The organism is Oceanospirillum beijerinckii DSM 7166 (assembly GCF_000422425.1).
Classification (GTDB): domain Bacteria; phylum Pseudomonadota; class Gammaproteobacteria; order Pseudomonadales; family Halomonadaceae; genus Oceanospirillum; species Oceanospirillum beijerinckii.
This window is the reverse complement of the sequence record NZ_AULT01000034.1, coordinates 44,703-64,647: the sequence shown is the minus strand read 5'-3', so window position 1 is coordinate 64,647 and position 19,945 is coordinate 44,703. Positions and strand designations below refer to the sequence as shown.

Annotated in this window: 16 protein-coding genes; 4 read left to right on the top strand and 12 right to left on the bottom strand. The window is 49.1% G+C overall.

Annotated elements, in window-relative coordinates:
• Window positions 1-184: 184 nt before the first annotated feature.
• Window positions 185-1,354, top strand: coding sequence for a GGDEF domain-containing protein (locus H579_RS25340; protein ID WP_051227548.1), 1,170 nt, complete (start codon window positions 185-187; stop codon window positions 1,352-1,354).
• Between the two features lie 13 nt (window positions 1,355-1,367).
• On the opposite strand, the gene cysQ is transcribed toward H579_RS25340, so the two are convergent.
• From cysQ to trhP, 3 genes are all read right to left on the bottom strand, one after another.
• On the bottom strand, window positions 1,368-2,222 hold the full coding sequence (gene cysQ, locus H579_RS0111420) for a 3'(2'),5'-bisphosphate nucleotidase CysQ (protein WP_051227547.1): 855 nt from the start codon (window positions 2,220-2,222) through the stop codon (window positions 1,368-1,370).
• A 121-nt stretch (window positions 2,223-2,343) separates the two neighbouring features.
• The gene (locus H579_RS0111415; RefSeq protein WP_036566120.1) at window positions 2,344-3,249 is read right to left on the bottom strand and encodes a prenyltransferase; all 906 of its coding nucleotides are present in this window, start codon (window positions 3,247-3,249) and stop codon (window positions 2,344-2,346) included.
• Between the two features lie 38 nt (window positions 3,250-3,287).
• On the bottom strand, window positions 3,288-4,685 hold the full coding sequence (trhP, locus tag H579_RS0111410) for a prephenate-dependent tRNA uridine(34) hydroxylase TrhP (RefSeq protein ID WP_028300789.1): 1,398 nt from the start codon (window positions 4,683-4,685) through the stop codon (window positions 3,288-3,290).
• 232 nt (window positions 4,686-4,917) lie between these two features.
• On the opposite strand from trhP, the gene H579_RS0111405 reads away from it, so the two are divergent.
• The gene (locus tag H579_RS0111405; protein WP_028300788.1) at window positions 4,918-5,505 is read left to right on the top strand and encodes a hypothetical protein; all 588 of its coding nucleotides are present in this window, start codon (window positions 4,918-4,920) and stop codon (window positions 5,503-5,505) included.
• 427 nt (window positions 5,506-5,932) lie between these two features.
• Here H579_RS0111405 and sucD read toward each other — a convergent pair whose 3' ends face one another.
• The 9 genes from sucD to sdhC all read right to left on the bottom strand — a co-directional run bounded on the left by sucD (window position 5,933) and on the right by sdhC (window position 17,159).
• Window positions 5,933-6,808 (bottom strand): succinate--CoA ligase subunit alpha, encoded by an 876-nt coding sequence (gene sucD, locus H579_RS0111395; RefSeq protein ID WP_028300787.1) that lies wholly within the window; start codon window positions 6,806-6,808, stop codon window positions 5,933-5,935.
• 5 nt (window positions 6,809-6,813) lie between these two features.
• Window positions 6,814-7,977: an ADP-forming succinate--CoA ligase subunit beta gene (gene sucC / locus H579_RS0111390; RefSeq protein WP_028300786.1), complete on the bottom strand. Its 1,164-nt coding sequence runs from the start codon at window positions 7,975-7,977 to the stop codon at window positions 6,814-6,816.
• Between the two features lie 94 nt (window positions 7,978-8,071).
• On the bottom strand, window positions 8,072-9,511 hold the full coding sequence (lpdA, locus tag H579_RS0111385; RefSeq protein WP_028300785.1) for a dihydrolipoyl dehydrogenase: 1,440 nt from the start codon (window positions 9,509-9,511) through the stop codon (window positions 8,072-8,074).
• A 43-nt stretch (window positions 9,512-9,554) separates the two neighbouring features.
• Window positions 9,555-10,763, bottom strand: a complete 1,209-nt coding sequence (gene odhB, locus H579_RS0111380; protein WP_028300784.1) for a 2-oxoglutarate dehydrogenase complex dihydrolipoyllysine-residue succinyltransferase — start codon at window positions 10,761-10,763, stop codon at window positions 9,555-9,557.
• A gap of 94 nt (window positions 10,764-10,857) precedes the next feature.
• A complete protein-coding gene (locus H579_RS0111375) occupies window positions 10,858-13,701 on the bottom strand; it encodes a 2-oxoglutarate dehydrogenase E1 component (protein ID WP_028300783.1) in 2,844 nt (947 codons plus the stop codon).
• A gap of 236 nt (window positions 13,702-13,937) precedes the next feature.
• Window positions 13,938-14,642, bottom strand: a complete 705-nt coding sequence (locus H579_RS0111370; protein WP_028300782.1) for a succinate dehydrogenase iron-sulfur subunit — start codon at window positions 14,640-14,642, stop codon at window positions 13,938-13,940.
• 18 nt (window positions 14,643-14,660) lie between these two features.
• Entirely contained in the window at window positions 14,661-16,436 is a 1,776-nt protein-coding gene (gene sdhA / locus H579_RS0111365) for a succinate dehydrogenase flavoprotein subunit (RefSeq protein ID WP_028300781.1), read from the bottom strand.
• Window positions 16,437-16,440: 4 nt separating this feature from the next.
• On the bottom strand, window positions 16,441-16,788 hold the full coding sequence (gene sdhD / locus H579_RS0111360; RefSeq protein ID WP_028300780.1) for a succinate dehydrogenase, hydrophobic membrane anchor protein: 348 nt from the start codon (window positions 16,786-16,788) through the stop codon (window positions 16,441-16,443).
• Window positions 16,782-17,159 (bottom strand): succinate dehydrogenase, cytochrome b556 subunit, encoded by a 378-nt coding sequence (gene sdhC, locus H579_RS0111355; protein WP_028300779.1) that lies wholly within the window; start codon window positions 17,157-17,159, stop codon window positions 16,782-16,784. Before sdhC ends, sdhD begins: the two co-directional genes overlap by 7 nt.
• 441 nt (window positions 17,160-17,600) lie before the next feature.
• On the opposite strand from sdhC, the gene gltA reads away from it, so the two are divergent.
• Together gltA and H579_RS0111345 are read left to right on the top strand one after the other, a co-directional pair.
• Entirely contained in the window at window positions 17,601-18,887 is a 1,287-nt protein-coding gene (gene gltA / locus H579_RS0111350) for a citrate synthase (RefSeq protein WP_028300778.1), read from the top strand.
• 34 nt (window positions 18,888-18,921) lie between these two features.
• Window positions 18,922-19,830: an NAD(P)-dependent oxidoreductase gene (locus tag H579_RS0111345; RefSeq protein ID WP_157834607.1), complete on the top strand. Its 909-nt coding sequence runs from the start codon at window positions 18,922-18,924 to the stop codon at window positions 19,828-19,830.
• Window positions 19,831-19,945: the final 115 nt, after the last annotated feature.

Sequence of the window (19,945 nt, the reverse complement as noted above, 5' to 3'; positions counted from 1 at the left end):
TGACGCTGAGGCCATCAACTTTAGCCAAATGGGTTAACACGCCGTTACACCGTTACATAGCTTGACAATGAATTACAGCTTAACCACGGAAAAGGTAGAGTTTTTATTCCACACTCCTCTTCATTAAAGATTTATTTCAGATCAATCATTCCTAACCACATTAATTAATCATCCGGTAATTTACATGACAGCACTGAAATCTCCGCGTTCCAGAGCACATCATGAACAGCGACTGCGTATCAAACGCCTGATCATCTCAGTGCTGTCTCATATGATATTGCTGGGGATTTTACTGGCCGCCCTGATATTAGATTTGCTAAACGATGTCAGCTATCAGGACTATCTGCTATTTGTCGGCTCTGCACTTATAACACAAGGTACTTTTTGGCTGATGTTCCGTCTGGATCTGAATCTGAAATTTAATGATCCATCCCTGACCCTTATGCAGATGGCGACCGCTATTATCTGGTTCAGTTTTATCATCAGCCAACTGCCGGAACTCAGAGGTGCTTTGCTACTGCTCTATGTGATGGTGATGCTGTTTGGCATCTTCCAGCTCAATCCTCTGGAGTTTGCCTTTGCCGGTTTACTGAGTTTGGTGTGCTTTGGTACTGTGATTGTCTCAGATCTGTCTTTGCACCCGGAAAGCAGCCAACTACGCCTGAGTATTATGCAGTGGATTATCCTGGCTGCGGCACAAACCTGGATTGCTCTGTTTAGCAGCTATGTGCGTCGCTTGAGTGAGCGCTTAAGAAAACAAAAAAGTGTGCTGAAAGCCAGTAATCACAAAATGATCCGAGCGAATGAAGAGCTGGAACAAGCGATGCAGCAACTGGATGAGATTGCGGGTACCGATGAACTAACCGGTATTCTGAATCGTCGTCGCTTCTTTCAGGAAGCCGAGTGCCGCTTGGAATCCAGTGATAACTATCAACCCAGTGCCTTGTGCATGATCGATATTGATCACTTTAAAGAGATTAATGATCAATACGGTCATCAGGCCGGTGACCAGGTACTGGAGCACTTTACCCAGATTGCAGGGCAATATCTTAGATCCAGCGACCTGTTTGGTCGTTACGGTGGTGAAGAGTTTGTCTTACTATTGCCGCAGAATAATCAGGACAGTGGTATCAAGGTTGCTGAGCGGATTCGTCAGGCCTTTGCGAAATATCAGTTTGATCAGATCGAACCGGGGCTTAACTGTACTCTATCCGTCGGTATCAGCCTGCATCGTTTTGGTGAACCTTTGGATAGCACCATCAAACGGGCCGATGATGCCTTGTATCAGGCTAAGCACAATGGACGCAACCAGAGTGTTTATATCTCTGGTGCTCCACAAGCTCAGCAGCATTGACAGTCTTAAGAGATCAACCCACTACCGGCTCCACCAGTTTGGCAAAGGTATCGGTCCAGATAGCGTTCTTCTTCTGACAGACAACAAACTCGGGGTTTAACAGGCTCTCTTTGTGATTATAAGCCAATGGCTCCAGCTGATCATTCAGCACCGCACCACCAGCCTGCTCAACAACAGCCTGGGCTGCTGCAGTATCCCACTCACTGGTTGGACCAAAACGCACATACAGGTCGGAACGATTGGCTGCCACCATACACAACTTCAATGAACTGCCCATTGGCACATTGCGATACTCAGGCAGACACTCGGCAAAGGTTTCTAAACGACTTGCCCCATGAGAACGACTGCCAACAATACGCCAGCATTCCGGCTCAAACTCTAGGTCCAGCTCCAGCTTCTCGGCAGGCTTATCTGCAGCAACAAAGAAAGCACCTAAACCCTCAACACCGTAGTACAGTTCATCCAACACAGGGGCATAAACCACGCCCATCACAGGTTTACCCTGATGGATCAGTGCGATATTGACCGTGAATTCACCGTTACGCTTCACAAACTCTTTAGTGCCATCCAACGGGTCCACCAGCCAATAGGTTTGCCACTGTTGACGCACCTGCCAACTGATCTTACCACTCTCTTCCGACAGTACCGGATACTCTGGCTGCAGTTGTTGCAGGCCGGATTCGATGCAACGATGAGACGCCATATCGGCCAGTGTCAGTGGGCTTTCATCCTGCTTGTAGGATACGCCCAGATCTTCCTGCTGATAGATATCCATAATGGCATCACCGGCCTGACGGGAGATCTCAACAACCTGTGGCAGTAACGCTGCCACAGTGCTCTCAAATGACACTGAGCTTTCAAATGACATAGTACAGGTATCCTTTAAAGTAATGTTCAGGCCTTAAGGTTAATCTGAAGCCTCTAACCTCTAACCTCTAGCCTCTAGCCTCTAGCCTCTAGCCTCTAGCCTCTAGCCTCTAGCCTCTAAATTATGCTAAGAGATAGCTAATCAATAGCAACAAGGCAAAGAAACCGTGAAAACGCCCGGTCAATGGGGTAAGTAAACGACGCTCTTCTTCAGGCCGTAACAACAATAACAGAGGTTGTTTTAGTGTCGGCAGCGCCAGCAGGACTAACCAGGGGTAGGCTAATAACTCCAGCTGCCAGAGATAAAACACACTGACAAAAGCCGCCAGCGTTAACAATAAATACAACTGCACCGACAGGCCATAACCAATACGCACCGTTAAGGTATGCTGGCTGTTTCTTTGATCGCTTTCGTAGTCCCGCAGCTCATTACTCAGTAACAGCAACGAAGTTAACAGGCTGAGTGGCAACGCATGCCAAAGAAGATCACGATCGTAATGGCCGGTCATCACATAGTACGAGCCGACAATCATCAAGACGCCCATCAACCAAAACACCAGAGGTACACCCAAACCGCGCTTCTTATAACAGATGGGCTCCTGGGTATAGAAGTAAGCTCCGGCTAACCCCAGAACAAACAGCCCCAGTAAAGGCAGACCATAAAGGTAGATAAGATAAAGCCCGATCACAAGTGCAAGCGCAAAACAGCCCAGACCGTAGCGAAAGTTCTGCTTGATCAAAACGGAGAGCCGATAAAGCTGCTTAGCATCCGCCTGAGGAAAACGCAGGCTTAACTCATTCAGGTCAGAGTAGTCATTGATCAAATTGACGCCAAACTGCAGCAAAATCCCCCCTGCCAGCAGTAACAGTGACAATAAAAAGGGCTGGTCACTTGCGGACCAACCCAGAATAATGCCCTGCAGGCATGCAGCCACAGCCACCACTAATGAAAAAGGTCTTGCCGCCCGAACCCGCTGGTATTTCTGCCAGCCGTCGAGGTTCTGCAATAGTGTGGCTGTTTCCGACATGGTTTCCCTTATAACGTTTCCCTGTGGTGACTGAAGGATTACTTCAGGTCACGCATCAGCAGTGCATATTCAAGATCGGCTTCGTTCACCTTACCATCCAGCGGCAGGTTCACAATATGACCGTTACCCGGCGCGACATTGATGCCTTCACCCTTACGGTTTTCCAGATTCTTCAGTTCAAAACGAACATTACCACCCGGCAGCATTAGTTCCAGAGTATCACCGGTTTCAAAGCGGTTTTTCACATCCACTTCCAGCATACCGGTTTGATCGTTAAAGCTTAAGACCTCACCAACAAACTGCTGGTTTACGCCGATAGAATTACCGGTTTCGTAGTTCTGATACTCATCATGTACGTGACGACGGTAGAAACCTTCGGTGTAACCCCGGTGGGCCAGGTTTTCCAGCGTATCCATCAGACTCATATCAAATGGACGACCGGCAGCGGCATCATCAATCGCTTTACGATAAACCTGAGCGGTACGGGCAACGTAATAGTGCGACTTGGTACGACCTTCAATCTTCAGGGAGTGAATACCCATCTTGGTCAGACGCTCAACGTGCTGAACCGCGCGCAGGTCTTTGGAGTTCATAATATAGGTGCCGTGCTCATCTTCATACACTGGCATCAGTTCGCCCGGACGGGATGCTTCTTCGATCAGTGCAGACAAGCCCTGACTGTTTTCATCATGGTGGGCGGCACCAGGAGAAGTCATTGCAGCGCCATTGCCTTGAGCAGAATCCTGAGAAGGATCCCATATACCGGCAGATTGATCAGCCTGAGACACAGGGATCAGATCACCCGTGGCGTCAGTTTGTGTCTGAACCGTGTTGTAGTTCCAACGACAAGCGTTAGTGCAGGTGCCCTGATTAGGATCACGGTGGTTAAAGTAACCGGACAGCAGACAACGGCCAGAATAAGCGATACACAGCGCACCGTGAACAAAGGTTTCCAGTTCCAGCTCTGGGCACTCATTACGAATCTCTTCGATCTCTTCCAGAGACAGTTCACGGGACAGAATAATACGCTTCACACCCTGCTGGTGCCAGAACTTAGCCGCAGCATAGTTCACCACGTTGGACTGTACCGACAGGTGTACCACCTGGTCCGGCCAACGCTCACGCACCATCATGATTAAACCTGGGTCCGACATGATCAGCGCATCAGGCTTCATCTCGATAATCGGTGCCATATCATCCATATAGGTACGTACTTTCGCGTTGTGTGGCGCGATATTGCTGGCCACGTAAAACTGCTTGCCACGATCGTGGGCATATTGAATACCCTGCTCAAGATTGGCCAGTTTAAAATCGTTATTGCGCACACGCAGACTGTAACGTGGCTGACCGGCGTAGACCGCATCCGCACCGTAAGCAAACGCATAACGCATATTTTTGAAAGTACCCGCTGGGGATAATAGCTCAGGTTTAAACATAACAACCTCTTCAGTGTCTGGTCGCAGGCCAGATCCACCCTGTGAAGATAACGTGCACTGCACACGGAAAATTGAAAGTCGGCGATTCTACCATAGCTGGCGGGAACATGAAGCCTTACTGAAACAGCCCCCTGTAAAGAAGCTGAAAAGTTTTTGTCATATATCTGCAACAGATTTTTTTTAGTCTCCTTTGCTAACAATATCAATGTATGTAGAAGCAAGGATTCAGGTAATGAAACTGAAAAACCTTTTTAAGGCCATGGTTGTAGCTGGCGCAGTGGCTGGCGTAAGCGCTTGTTCTCAAATGCAAACTGCAGAAAACGCTGTAGAAAAAAAAGCAGAAGAGAAAGTACAACAAGTTAAAGCTGAAATCAGCAAACTGTACGAAGTACACCATGAAGATGGTCGCCTGTACTTTTTCTACGACAAAGACAGCTACAAGCACTTCCTGCAACACGGTGAAACGCCATACGCTTATAAACGTATCGCATCAGGCCCTAAAGGTGAGACTCTGGTATTTGGCCTGACGGGCAAAGACAAGAAGAAGACCACGGGTATCCCAAGTGTTGAAATGTACGACGGTCAGCTGCAGCCAGAAATGTTCTACGGCGAAGCACGCATTGAAGGTCGTATCTATGTCTTCAGCACGCTGGAAGATATGAACGACGTGCGCACTGTAGGTGAAGCACCTTACCGTTATACCGATATCGGTTCTGGCCCTAATGGCGAAACCGTTGTCTACGTCCTGAACAAAGGCAACAAGAAGAAGCGTCCAGACGCTCTGATTGCAGCCTTTAAAAAAGCGTATAACAAAATGTAAGCAACCTGATTTGGAAAACCGAAGTTTTAGCTAAGCCGATCAGTCTTAGAACACAGCTCAGGTTAGCCATCGTGCAAAAAAGGTCAGCATCTGCTGACCTTTTTTATTGCCTGCTGTTTCTTCTGACCAATTCTTTGATATCTGGGTAAATACCATCGCTCCAAATCGCCTTCAATATCACCGGACTCTACAGGTCATCAAGGTAGCTAGCCCTGATTTCTGGAGAGATACAAGGTTGGATAAGCGAAGCGCCATCCGACAGACCTATATGCCTGATTATTGTCGGAAGGTGCCTTGCGGCTTTTCCGGCCTACAGCAACTTGTCAAGATTAGTATTACAGAGAAGACTCCAATCTGAGTTAGCGACAGGCAATAAAAAAGGCGATCCGAAGATCGCCTTTAAGAAGCTTACTTAGCGTAGGAAATATTATTCCCAGCCAGTCACTTCGCGCAGACCGTCTGCAATGCCAGCCAGAGAGCGAACAGTTTTAACGCCCGCATCTTCCAGAGCAGCAAACTTCTCGTCAGCCGTACCTTTACCACCAGAGATGATCGCACCAGCGTGACCCATACGCTTGCCTTTAGGTGCAGTTACACCCGCAATGTAGGATACAACAGGCTTGGTTACATTCTCTTTAATGTAAGCAGCAGCTTCTTCTTCAGCAGTACCACCGATCTCACCGATCATTACGATCGCTTCAGTCTGTGGATCTTCCTGGAACAGTTTCAGGATGTCGATGAAGTTAGAACCCGGAATAGGGTCACCACCGATCCCTACACAGGTAGACTGACCGAAGCCAGCATCAGTTGTCTGCTTAACTGCTTCGTAAGTCAGAGTACCGGAACGGGATACGATACCTACTTTACCTGGCAGGTGGATGTGACCTGGCATAATACCGATCTTACACTCGCCTGGAGTGATCACACCTGGGCAGTTAGGGCCAACCAGCTGAACACCCAGCTCGTCACACTTAACTTTACACTCCAGCATATCCAGTACTGGGATGTGCTCGGTGATACATACGATCAGTTTGATACCTGCGTTCGCAGCTTCCAGGATAGAATCCTTACAGAAAGGTGCAGGAACGTAGATAACAGAGGCATCAGCACCCGTCGCTTCAACAGCTTCAGCAACTGTGTTGAATACCGGCAGGCCCAGATGCTCAGTGCCACCTTTACCTGGAGTTACACCACCTACCATCTGAGTACCGTAAGCAATCGCTTGCTCAGAATGGAAAGTACCTTGACCACCAGTGAAACCCTGACAGATTACTTTAGTGTCTTTGTTGATTAAGATAGACATGTCGATTAGTTCCCCGCCGCTTTAACCGCTTGTTGAGCAGCGTCAGTTAAGCTTTCAGCTGCGATGATGTCCAGACCAGATTCGTCAAGAACCTTCTTACCCAGATCAGCGTTGGTACCTTCCAGACGTACCACTACAGGTACATTTACACCAACTTCTTTCACCGCGCCGATAATACCTTCTGCGATCATGTCACAACGAACGATACCACCGAAGATGTTGACCAGTACTGCCTTAACTTTGTCGTCAGACAGAATCAGTTTGAATGCGTGTGCAACACGTTCTTTGGTTGCGCCACCACCTACGTCCAGGAAGTTAGCTGGGAAGCCACCGTGCAGAGCAACGATGTCCATAGTACCCATAGCCAGGCCTGCACCGTTCACCATACAACCGATATTGCCATCCAGTGCTACGTAGTTCAGATCCCATTCAGCTGCTTCAGCTTCACGAGCGTCTTCCTGAGATGGATCATTCATCTCTTGCAGATCTTTGTGACGGTATACAGAGTTACCATCAACACCCAGCTTGGCATCCAGACAGTGCAGATCACCGTCTTCTTTAATAACCAGAGGGTTGATTTCGATCAGAGCCAGATCTTTTTCCAGGAACAGTTTTGCCAGACCCATGAAGATCTTGGTGAACTGACCAACCTGCTCTTTGTTCAGACCCAGTTTGAAGCCCAGCTCACGGCCTTGGTAAGGCTGAGGACCGGTCATTGGATCGATGATTGCTTTCAGAATCTTCTCTGGAGTTTCTTCAGCAACTGTCTCAATCTCAACACCACCTTCGGTGGATGCCATGAAAACAACACGACGAGTAGCACGGTCAACTACCGCACCCAGATACAGCTCGTCTGCGATGTCAGTGCAGCTCTCAACCAGGATTTTAGAAACAGGCTGACCGTTTTCGTCAGTCTGATAAGTTACCAGGTTCTTACCCAGCCAGTTTTGCGCGAACTCTGCTGCTTCTGCTGGAGTATCAACCAGTTTCACACCGCCCGCTTTACCGCGACCACCTGCGTGAACCTGTGCTTTAACTACCCACTTGTCACCACCGATTTTTTCACACGCTTGTGCGGCGTCCTCAGGGGTATCTACAGCAAAACCCTTGGAAACAGGCAGTCCGTATTCGGCAAAAAGCTGTTTGCCCTGATATTCATGAAGATTCATACTGCTAAGCCATTTTATTGTGCACTAACACTATCGGCGACACCCCTTGGGGTAGGATGCCGCCCCCTGCTACGGTTACCCGTAATCTTAATTCTTACTTACGTTTCTTGCGGTTTGGCATATGGATCGCATGACCGTCAACCGCCAGAGCTGCTTCGTGTACAGCTTCAGACAGTGTTGGGTGCGCGAAACACATCAGAGCCAGGTCTTCAGCGCTGGAGCCGAACTCCATAGCGATCACACCCTGGTGAATCATCTCACCAGCATTCTGACCCATAATATGCATACCCAGAATACGATCGGATGCTTTCTCAGTAATGATCTTGACCATACCGTCAGTACAACCATTGGTCATTGCACGACCGATTGCCTGGAATGGGAAAGTACCAGTTTCGTATTCAACACCTTCTGCTTTCACTTCTTCTTCGGTTTTACCCACAGAAGCGATTTCAGGGAAGGTGTAGATCACACCAGGAATGACATCGTAGTTCATTTCTGCTTTATGACCTGCGATCAGATCAGCAACCGTCATACCTTCTTCAGAAGCTTTGTGCGCCAGCATAGGACCACGTACTACGTCACCGATGGCGTAGACACCTGGTACAGACGTGCGGCAGTGGTCATCTACGTAGATGAAACCACGCTCATCCAGAGTCACACCACAGTCATTAGACAATAGAGCCTCAGTATATGGACGACGACCTACGCAAACGATCAGCTTGTCGAAAGTCTGCTGTTGCTCACCTTTAGCATCAGTATAGGTTACAACAACTTCGTTGCCTTTCACTTCTGTACCGGTTACGCGTGCACCGATCTGAATGTTCAGACCTTGCTTGCTCAGTACTTTCTTCGCTGCTTTAGCGATTTCCTGATCGGTAGACGCCAGGAAGGTATCCTGTGCTTCCAGAACGGTTACTTCGGAACCCAGTCGGCTCCATACAGAACCCAGCTCCAGACCGATTACACCGCCACCGATGACACCCAGACGACCTGGAACTTCTTCAAATTCCAGTGCGCCAGTGGAATCAACGATCAGACCTTCGGTCAGAGGCGCTGGTGGAATCTCTACTGGTACAGAACCAGAAGCGATAATGATGTTTTCTGCTTCAACAACCTGAACAGAACCATCCTGAGCGGTTACTTCAACTTTCTTGCCACTCAGAACCTTACCGGAACCATGCAGAGCAGTAACGCCGTTAGCCTTCAACAGACCACCAACGCCTTGAGTCAATTTGCTTACGATGGAATCTTTGTGGGCGATCATTTTCTTAACGTTCATTTGAACGTCAGAAACTTCAATACCCAGTTCTGCAAAGTCATGCTGAGTTTCAGCATACTTGTGAGAGGCTTCCAGCAGTGCTTTCGAAGGAATACAACCTACGTTCAGACATGTACCGCCGTAAGTTGGTTTACCTTCTTTATTCTGCCCTTTCTCTACACATGCAGTCTTCAGGCCCAGTTGTGCAGCGCGGATTGCTGCCACATACCCGCCAGGACCTGCACCGATGACAACTACATCATATTTATCAGACATTCTTTTTTCCTGTCTTTTGTGTCATGAGTGATAAACGCTGTTCTTAAACTTCCAGCAGGATACGCGCCGGATCTTCAAGCAGCTCCTTGATGGTAACCAGGAACTGTACAGCATCTTTACCATCGATCATACGGTGATCGTAGGACAGGGCCAGATACATCATAGGACGGATCTCAACCTGGCCGTTAACCGCCATTGGACGCTCCTGGATCTTGTGCATACCCAGAATAGCCGTTTGTGGTGGGTTCAGGATTGGGGTAGACATCAGGGAACCAAATACACCACCGTTTGTGATTGTGAACGTACCACCGGTCATATCATCAATGCCCAGTTTGCCTTCACGACCACGCTTAGCGAAATCACCAATAGTAGATTCTACATCAGCCAGGCTCATGGTGTCAGTATCACGCAGAATTGGCACAACCAGACCACGCTCAGTGGATACCGCTACACCGATATCGTAGTAACCGTGATAAACGATATCAGTACCATCGATAGATGCATTCACATCTGGGAAACGCTTCAGTGCTTCCGCTGCTGCTTTTACGAAGAAAGACATAAAGCCCAGACGTACGCCGTTGTGCTTCTTCTCAAACATGTCTTTATACTTCTTACGCAGCTCCATAACAGGCTTCATGTCCACTTCGTTATAAGTGGTCAGCATCGCTGCAGTCTGCTGAGCTTCTACCAAACGTTTGGCAATCGTTTGACGCATGCGGCTCATAGGTACGCGTTTCTCAACACGCGCACCCGCTTCAACATTAACCTGAGGGACTGCAGCTGCAGCTGGTGCAGGAGCCGCTTTAGCCGTACCGGCTTCAACCGCCTTCAGTACGTCTTCTTTTGTCACACGACCACCTTTACCGGTGCCGTTCAGCTTAGCCACATCCAGGTTGTTCTCCTGAGCCAGCTTACGTGCTGCAGGACTCAGAATCTTATCGCCAACCTGTACGGTCTCTTCCTCTGCAGCGCTCTCTTCCGCAGCCTGAGCAGGCGTCGCAGCGGCAGGAGCAGCACCTTCTTCAAAGATAGCGATCAGTTCGTCGCTCAGTACCGTAGCATCTACGTCCTGAATGATCTCTTTGATCACACCATCCGCAGGTGCAACAACTTCCAGAACAACTTTATCGGTTTCGATCTCAACCAGCAGCTCGTCACGTGCCACAGCTTCGCCAGGTTGTTTTGCCCAGTTTACGATGGTGCCGTCTGCTACGGACTCAGGGAAGACGGGTGCTTTAATTTCAGTTGCCATGTTCGGTCCTTTACTATTCTTTTCTTTTTGCTTGCACAAACAAAAACGGTTGTGCCTCTGGTGCCTTTTGCATCAGAGGCGACTAATTGATCAATTACAGGTTAAACGCATCAGATACCAGCTGAGCCTGCTGCTCGGCGTGTACTGAGGTGTAACCACAGGCTGGAGCGGCAGAAGCCTCACGACCCGCAAACTTCAGTTCATAACCCAAACCGTGACGGTAGCGGTTCATAACCTGACGCATGTGGTGCTGACTGCTATACCAGGCACCTTGGTTCAGTGGTTCATCCTGACACCAGGCCACAGATTCCAGCGCGGGGTACTGAGCCACGATCTCGTCCAGAGTTGCCTCAGGGAACGGATACAGTTGCTCAATACGGATAACAGCCGTGTCGTTACGCTCGTTTTCTTTACGGTAGTTCACCAGGTCGTAGTAAACCTTACCGGTGGTCAGTACCAGGCGTTTCACCTGAGACTTGTCGATAGAGCTATCCACTTCATCAATGATGGTTTGGAAAGTGCCGTTAGCCAGCTCTTCCAGCGTGGAGGTTGCATCCTTATGACGCAGCAAACTCTTAGGCGACATCACCACCAGAGGTTTACGCAGCGGGCGAACCGCCTGACGACGCAGCATGTGATAAACCTGAGCAGGAGTCGTTGGTACAACGACCTGGATATTGTGCTCAGCACACAGCTGCAGGTAACGCTCCAGACGAGCCGAGGAGTGTTCAGGCCCCTGGCCCTCATAACCGTGTGGCAGCAGCATAGTCAGACCACACAGACGGCCCCACTTGTGCTCACCACTGGTAATAAATTGATCAATTACAACCTGTGCACCATTGGCGAAATCACCAAACTGTGCTTCCCAGATCACCAGAGAGCTTGGTGTCGTGGTCGCATAACCATACTCAAATGCCAATACCGCTTCTTCCGACAGGTAGGAATCATGGATGGTCATTGTTGGCTGATCATCAGACAGGTTTTGTAAAGGAACATAAACACTGGCATCCGTCTGGCTGTGGATTACAGCGTGACGGTGGGAGAAGGTACCACGACCCACATCCTGACCGGTGATACGGATCGGATGTTTCTCATCAAGGATAGTCGCGTATGCCAGAATTTCTGCGAAGCCCCAGTTAACAGGCATCGCACCAGCCGCCATTTTACGGCGATCTTCATAAATTTTGCCAACTTGACGCTGCAGTTTAACACCATCAGGAATATCGCATAGCTTAGTTGCCAGACTCTGCAGATGGGTTAACTCAAGAGAGGTATCATACTCGGATGTCCACTCATGACCCAGGTAAGGCGTCCAGTCAACAAACAGCTCTTTGTTAGGTTCTTTAACCAGACTTTTAGCTACATGACGACCATCAACCAATGCAGAACGATAATCTTCCATCAGATCTTTATCTTCTGCTTCAGTCAGTACACCCTCTGCGACCAGGCGCTTAGCATAGATGTTACGAGTGGTTGGCTGCTTAGCGATCTGTTGGTACATCAGCGGCTGTGTACCGGATGGCTCATCCGCTTCGTTGTGACCACGACGACGGTAACATACCAGATCAATCACCACATCGCGCTTAAACTGCTGACGATAGTCCGCTGCCACCTGAGCGGCATGAATCACCGCTTCAGGATCATCGCCATTGACGTGAATAATCGGCGCCTGAACCATCTTAGCCACATCAGTGCAGTATTCCGTAGAACGGGTATCTTCCGGCTTACTGGTGGTGAAACCAACCTGATTGTTAATCACGATATGGATAGTACCGCCGGTCTTATAAGCACGGGTCTGGGACATCTGGAATGTCTCCATCACCACACCCTGACCTGCAAATGCAGAGTCACCATGCACTACGATAGGCATAACCATATCACCCTCAAAATCGTCACGACGATCCTGACGGGCACGAACGGAACCTTCAACTACCGGAGAAACAATTTCCAGGTGAGACGGGTTAAAAGCCAGTGCAAGGTGAACCTCACCGCCAGTGGTCATCGCGTTGGATGAGAAGCCCTGATGGTATTTCACGTCACCAGAGCCGTCATGCATGAGCTTCTTACCTTCAAACTCATCAAACAGCTCTGCAGGATTTTTACCCAGAATGTTTACCAGCAGATTCAGACGGCCACGGTGAGCCATGCCGATAACCACTTCCTTCACACCAAAAGAACCCGAGCGCTGAATCAGCTCGTCAACCATAGGTATAAAGGATTCACCACCTTCCAGACCAAAACGCTTGGTACCTGGATAGCGGGATGCAAGGTAGTTTTCCATACCCTCAGCGGCGGTCAAACGCTCAAGGATGTGTTTCTTAGCCTCTACACCGAATGCAGGTGCAGATCGCACGCTTTCAAAACGCTGTTGTAGCCAACGTTTCTCTTCTGTGTTCACGATGTGCATGAACTCAGCGCCGGTGGTCGTGCAGTAAGTCTTTTCCAACGCTTCAATAATTTCACGCAGCGGGGCTTCATCTTTGCCAATAAACAGAGAACCCGTCTGGAAAGTCGTATCCAGATCGGCTGCTGTCAGTTGGTGATAAGCCAGCTCCAAATCCGCAACAGGTTCACGCTGCATCAGACCCAGTGGGTCAATATTCGCTTTCTGATGGCCACGGAAGCGATAAGCATTGATCAGCTGCAGTACACGAACCTGTTTCTTTTCATGGTCGGTACTAACAGAGCTGGCGCCAGCAGGGGCCATTTTATGCTTATTTTTTGCGAGCAGATCAAAATGTTCACGGATGGGTGTGAGGGGGATATCGGTAGAACCTGTGCCTTCGGTTCTGGGAAGCTTGTCGAAGTAGTTCCTCCACTCTTCAGGAATTGCGTTCGGATCAAGCAAGTATTGCTCATAAAGCCCTTCAACGTAGGACACATTGCCCCCGTAGACGTGGGAAGAGCTCCACATCAACTCCATTATGCCTTCTTGCATTCTTAGTCACCCTGCACGAGGAACTGTCATCTGCAGTGACCAGAGAGTCTTATTCCGGTCAAAAAAAGGTAGCGTGCCTTACCCTCTGCAAATCAGGGTGGTTAACCCCGTTCCCCAAGTCGTATTTTTTACATTGCCAGGCCAGCACCTTGTGAGTGCCGGCCTGGCGACCACAGAGGTTTACCTTAAGGTAAACCCAGTTACTTTATTATTGTATTAATGATCTGCGGTTAACACTAGGTTGCGTTACGCACCAGCATGTCACGAATATGGCCAATTGCTTTGGTTGGGTTCAAACCTTTTGGACATACACTTACGCAGTTCATAATACCGCGGCAACGGAATACACTGAACGGATCGTCCAGCTCAGCCAGTCGCTCACGAGTTTGAGTGTCACGGCTGTCAACCAGGAAGCGATAAGCCTGCAGTAGACCGGATGGGCCTACAAACTTATCTGGATTCCACCAGAAAGACGGACAAGACGTTGAACAACAAGCACACAGAATACACTCGTACAGACCATCCAGCTTGTCACGATCTTCCGGTGCCTGTAAACGCTCGATTGCAGGCGCTGGAGTATCATTCAGCAGGTATGGCTTGATACGCTCATATTGCTTGTAGAACAGAGACATGTCTACAACCAGGTCACGGATAACCGGCAGACCTGGCAGCGGACGGATCACCAGTTTGCCTTCCGTCACAACCTCAGACAGAGGTGTGATACAAGCCAGACCGTTTTTACCGTTCATGTTCATACCGTCAGAGCCACAAACGCCCTCACGACAGGAACGACGGTAAGCAAAAGTGTTATCCTGCTCTTTTACCAGATGCAGTACGTCCAGCACCATTAGGTCAGCACCCTTGGTGTCTACACGAAATTCCTGCATAAACGGAGCAGAATCTTTTTCCGGATTGTAGCGATATACACTAACGACCAGCATTTGGCTTACTCCCGTAAATTAGTAGGTACGTACTTTTGGTTGGAACGCAGGTACAGTCTTAGGCGCAAAATTCACGTCACGCTTACCTACACGTTTTTCACCAGGGAAGTACAGTGAGTGCTTCAGCCAGTTCTCATCGTCACGATCACGATAGTCATCACGAGCGTGAGCACCACGACTTTCTTTACGGTATTCAGCAACAATTGCGGTCGCTTCTGCTACTTCCAGCAGGTTATCCAGCTCAAGTGCTTCGATACGCGCAGTATTGAATGTCTGGGACTTGTCATCCAGCTTAGCATTAGCAATACGAGTACGCAGGTCTGCCAGTTCTTTAATACCTTTCTGCATGTACTCTTCTGTACGGAATACACCGAAGTAGTTTTGCATACAGGTTTGCAGTTCAGCACGCAGATCCGCAACGCTTTCACCGTCGGTAGACTCGTTCCAGCGATTCAGACGCGCCATTGCACGCTCGATATCTGCTTCGTCAGCATCAGCGTAAACCATGCCTTCGCTCAGTGCTTTCTCGATATGAATACCAGCCGCACGACCAAATACCACCAGATCCAGCAGGGAGTTACCACCCAGACGGTTAGCACCGTGTACAGATACACAGGCCACTTCACCTACCGCGTACAGACCATGAACCAGCTGATCTTCGCCGTTCTCATCTGGCTGCAGAGCCTGACCGTTAACATTAGTCGGTACACCACCCATCATATAGTGACAGGTTGGAACAACGGGTACTGGCTCTTTTACAGGATCCGCGTGAGCAAAAGTCTTAGACAGCTCACAGATACCCGGCAGACGCTTGTTCAGTACCTCTTCACCCAGGTGATCCAGCTTCAGGTATACGTGATCGCCTTTCTCACCACAGCCACGGCCTTCCAGAATTTCCATAACCATGGAACGCGCCACAACGTCACGACCGGCCAGGTCTTTTGCGTTAGGTGCATAACGCTCCATGAAGCGCTCGCCGTCTTTGTTGACCAGATAGCCACCTTCACCACGACAACCTTCTGTCACCAGTACGCCCGCACCGGCAATACCGGTTGGGTGGAACTGCCACATTTCCATGTCCTGGGCTGGGATACCTGCACGCAGCGCCATACCGACACCGTCACCGGTGTTGATCAGAGCGTTAGTCGTGGAAGCATAGATACGGCCCGCACCACCAGTAGCCAGTACTGTTGCAGCGGCTTTAACAAATACCGTTTCACCAGTCTCGATACACAGAGCGATAACACCACATACGTCACCGTTCTTATTGCGCACCAGATCCACTGCATACCATTCATTCAGGAATACAGTGTTGTTTTTCAGGTTAGCCTGGTACAGCGTGTGCAGCAGAGCGTGACCAGTACGGTCCGCAGCAGCACAAGTACGCGCAGCCTGACCACCTTCACCAAAGTTCTTAGACTGACCACCGAAAGGACGCTGGTAGATACGACCATTGTCAAAACGGGAGAAAGGCAGACCCATATGCTCCAGTTCGAAAACTGTTTGAGGGCCTACACTACACATGTACTCGATAGCGTCCTGGTCACCGATGTAGTCGGAACCTTTAACGGTATCGTACATGTGCCAACGCCAGTCATCGTTCGGATCAGCACTTGCGATCGCACAGGTGATACCACCCTGAGCCGATACCGTGTGAGAACGGGTTGGGAATACTTTAGTGATCAGTGCGGTTTTTTTACCAGACTGAGACAATTGCAGTGCAGCACGCATGCCTGCACCACCGCCACCAACGATGATGGCGTCAAAATTCAGTGTACGAAGGTTTGCAGTCATTCGTTTACGCTCCCCACAGAACTTGAACACCCCATACCACATAGGTAAACAGGGCTAAATTACAAACTGTCTGGAATACAAAACGGATACCCGTTGGTTTGATATAGTCAGTGGAAATAGTCCACAGACCGATCCAGGCATGGGCAGCAATCGAAAGAATGCTCAGGAAAGTAAATACACGTACGAAGGTGCCTTCAAAGAAAGCGGACCATTCAGCGTAGCTACCATCAAAGCTGGTTACCATGTAACCAACGATAAAAACACTGTACAGACCCAGAACAACCGCACTGAAACGCTGTAACAACCAGTCAGACAGGCCACTACGGCCAAAATTGGTTACGTTAGTTACCATACCCAAACTCCTGCCAGAAGAATCAGAAATGCTGAAATTGCCAGCGTCAGCTTGGCACCTTGAAGTCCACCTTCCAGTGTTTCACCAATACCAAGATCCATAATCAGGTGCTTGATACCAGCTACCAGATGGTAGGCCAGTGCAGATAATAGTCCCCAGAGTACAAACTTCGCGAATGCACTCTCCTGCAGAGTTTCTTTCACCGCATTAAAGCTCGCCTCTGATTCCAGAGAGGAGTCAAAAGCAGAGAACAGGAACGCCAGTCCGATAAACAGAATGACACCTGTAATACGGTGAACAATAGAAGTATATGCAGGGAGAGGGAGCTTAATAGTTGCTAGATCTAAGTTTACAGGTCTTTTGCTATTCACGGCTCTTACACACTCTCTATGCCCTTACCTTAAGGGCTTATGGTTTCAGGTGGCTGCTGCCTTATATATAGAAGCACTTGCAAATGCCCTCAATACATCAGAAAGAGGTCAAAAAACGACTTTCTGATACAAAGCGATACAAGGTAGCACCACCGCCAATCGTGCGGCAGGAATTATAGTGACTCGGAATTCCGATTACAATAAAGCAAAAAGTATAGGCCCAAAAAGGTAACATTTTTTTGCTTCAAAAAGTAACAGCAACCCGCCTGCAAGCTACGAAGTAACGGATTTCTCCGTACTTAAACAGATTTTAGCAAGCCTAAATCCATTTGCTGCTACCTTTTTAGGTAATTGACAATCCTGTTTATCACTCTATATTTGACCGGTCCGCGATTTAGGGCATGGCAAGTATGAATTAACAATTAGAAAAGGAGGCCATCAATGGCTGACAAGAAAGCGATCCTGACGGTACCGGGGCTGGAAGAACCAATTGACCTGCCGATTTACTCTGGCAGCATTGGCCCTGACGTTATCGACGTACGCGGCTTGACCTCCAAAGGACTGTTCACTTACGACCCTGGCTTTGTCTCCACCGCAGCCTGCGAATCCGCCATCACCTATATTGATGGTGCAAAAGGCGTTCTGCTACACCGCGGCTACCCCATTGACCAGCTGGCCAAACAGTCAGATTACATCGAACTGTGCTACCTGCTGCTAAATGGCGAACTGCCAAGCGCGGAACAGAAAAAACAGTTTGAAACCACTATCACCTACCACACCATGGTACATGAGCAACTGACCCAATTCTTTAAAGGATTCCGTCGCGATGCTCACCCTATGGCTATCCTGTGTGGCGTAGTCGGCGCTCTGTCTGCTTTTTACCACGACTCACTGGACATCAACAATCCACGTGACCGCGAAGTCTCTGCATTCCGCCTGATTGCCAAGATGCCAACCATGGCTGCAATGTGTCACAAGTACTCCGTAGGCCAACCTTTTGTCTACCCTCGCAATGACCTGAACTATGCAGAAAACTTCCTGCACATGATGTTCAGCACACCCTGCGAAGACTACAAGCCAAACCCAGTACTTTCCAAGGCAATGGATCGCATCTTTATGCTGCATGCGGATCATGAGCAAAACGCCTCTACATCCACCGTACGCCTGACCGGCTCCACTGGCGCCAACCCGTTTGCATGTATCGCGGCAGGTATTGCTGCATTGTGGGGCCCATCACACGGCGGTGCAAACGAAGCGGTTCTGACAATGCTGGATGAAATCGGCGAAGACTCCGAAGAAAACATCCAACGCTTTATTGCCAAAGCAAAAGACAAAGACGATCCTTTCCGCCTGATGGGCTTCGGTCACCGCGTATACCGCAACTTTGATCCTCGCGCCAAGGTAATGAAAGAAACCTGCGATGAAGTACTGAAAGAGCTGGGCCTGGAAAACGACCCTCAGCTACACATTGCCAAGCGCCTGGAAGAGATCGCCCTGGAAGATGAATACTTCATCCAGCGCAAACTGTATCCAAACGTAGACTTTTATTCTGGTATTATCCTGAAAGCTATTGGCATTCCAACTAACATGTTCACAGTGATTTTTGCACTATCCCGTACTGTTGGCTGGATCTCACACTGGAAAGAGATGATCGACGGCGACAGCCGTATCGGCCGCCCACGCCAGCTGTACACCGGCCCAGATACGCGCGACTACCCAAGCAAATAAACGGGTCTTCACGACATTCTACCAAAGGGCTGCTATGCAGCCCTTTTTTATTACAGGAGCTATAATAATGACAATTAAAGTGGCATTTATTGGCCTAGGCGTCATGGGCTACCCAATGGCCGGCCACCTGGCAAACAAAGGCTATCAGGTTACGGTTTATAACCGCTCCCCAGAAAAAGCCGAGCAATGGCTAAAAGACTACCCGGGCAATAGCGCCCCCACCCCCGCACTGGCCGCCCAAGATGCTGATATCGTCTTCTGCTGCGTAGGCAACGATAGCGACGTCCGCAGCGTAACCAGCGCTGATAATGGCGTAATTTCGACCATGAAAGCTGGCAGCATTCTGATCGATCACACCACTGCCTCTGCCGAACTAGCCGAAGAGATCGGTATCGCCTGCCAGGAAAAAGCGATCCACTTTATTGATGCCCCGGTTTCCGGCGGTCAACAAGGTGCCGAAAACGGCCTGTTAACAGTTATGTGCGGTGGCGATGAGGAAGTTTTCGAACAAGCGAAACCCATTATGGAAAGCTTTGCCCAGGCAGTGACATTAATGGGACCCATTGGCGCAGGCCAGCTCACCAAAATGGTCAACCAGATCTGTATTGCAGGCCTGGTTCAAGGATTATCCGAAGGATTGTACTTTGCAGAAAAAGCAGGTCTGGATCAACATAAAGTTATTGACGTGATATCCAAAGGCGCTGCCGGCTCCTGGCAAATGATGAATCGTCACAATACTATGATCAAAGACCAATACGAACACGGTTTTGCTGTTGACTGGATGCGCAAAGACCTTGATATTTGTCTAACACAAGGACGAAAAATTAAGGCAAAATTACCTGTCACCGCACTGGTCGATCAGTTTTACGCTGAAGTCCAAGCCATTGGCGGCGGCCGCTGGGACACCTCCAGCCTACTAAAGCGTCTGAAAGCAACCGATTAAATGTTTTTTCAGGGTTTGCCACGACGAATTTGCAGTTTACAATTTATCTTTTTGATTTTATAAGATGTTTTCTATCTCTATAATAGATAACTAACTAACACTTAGGACAGAGGAT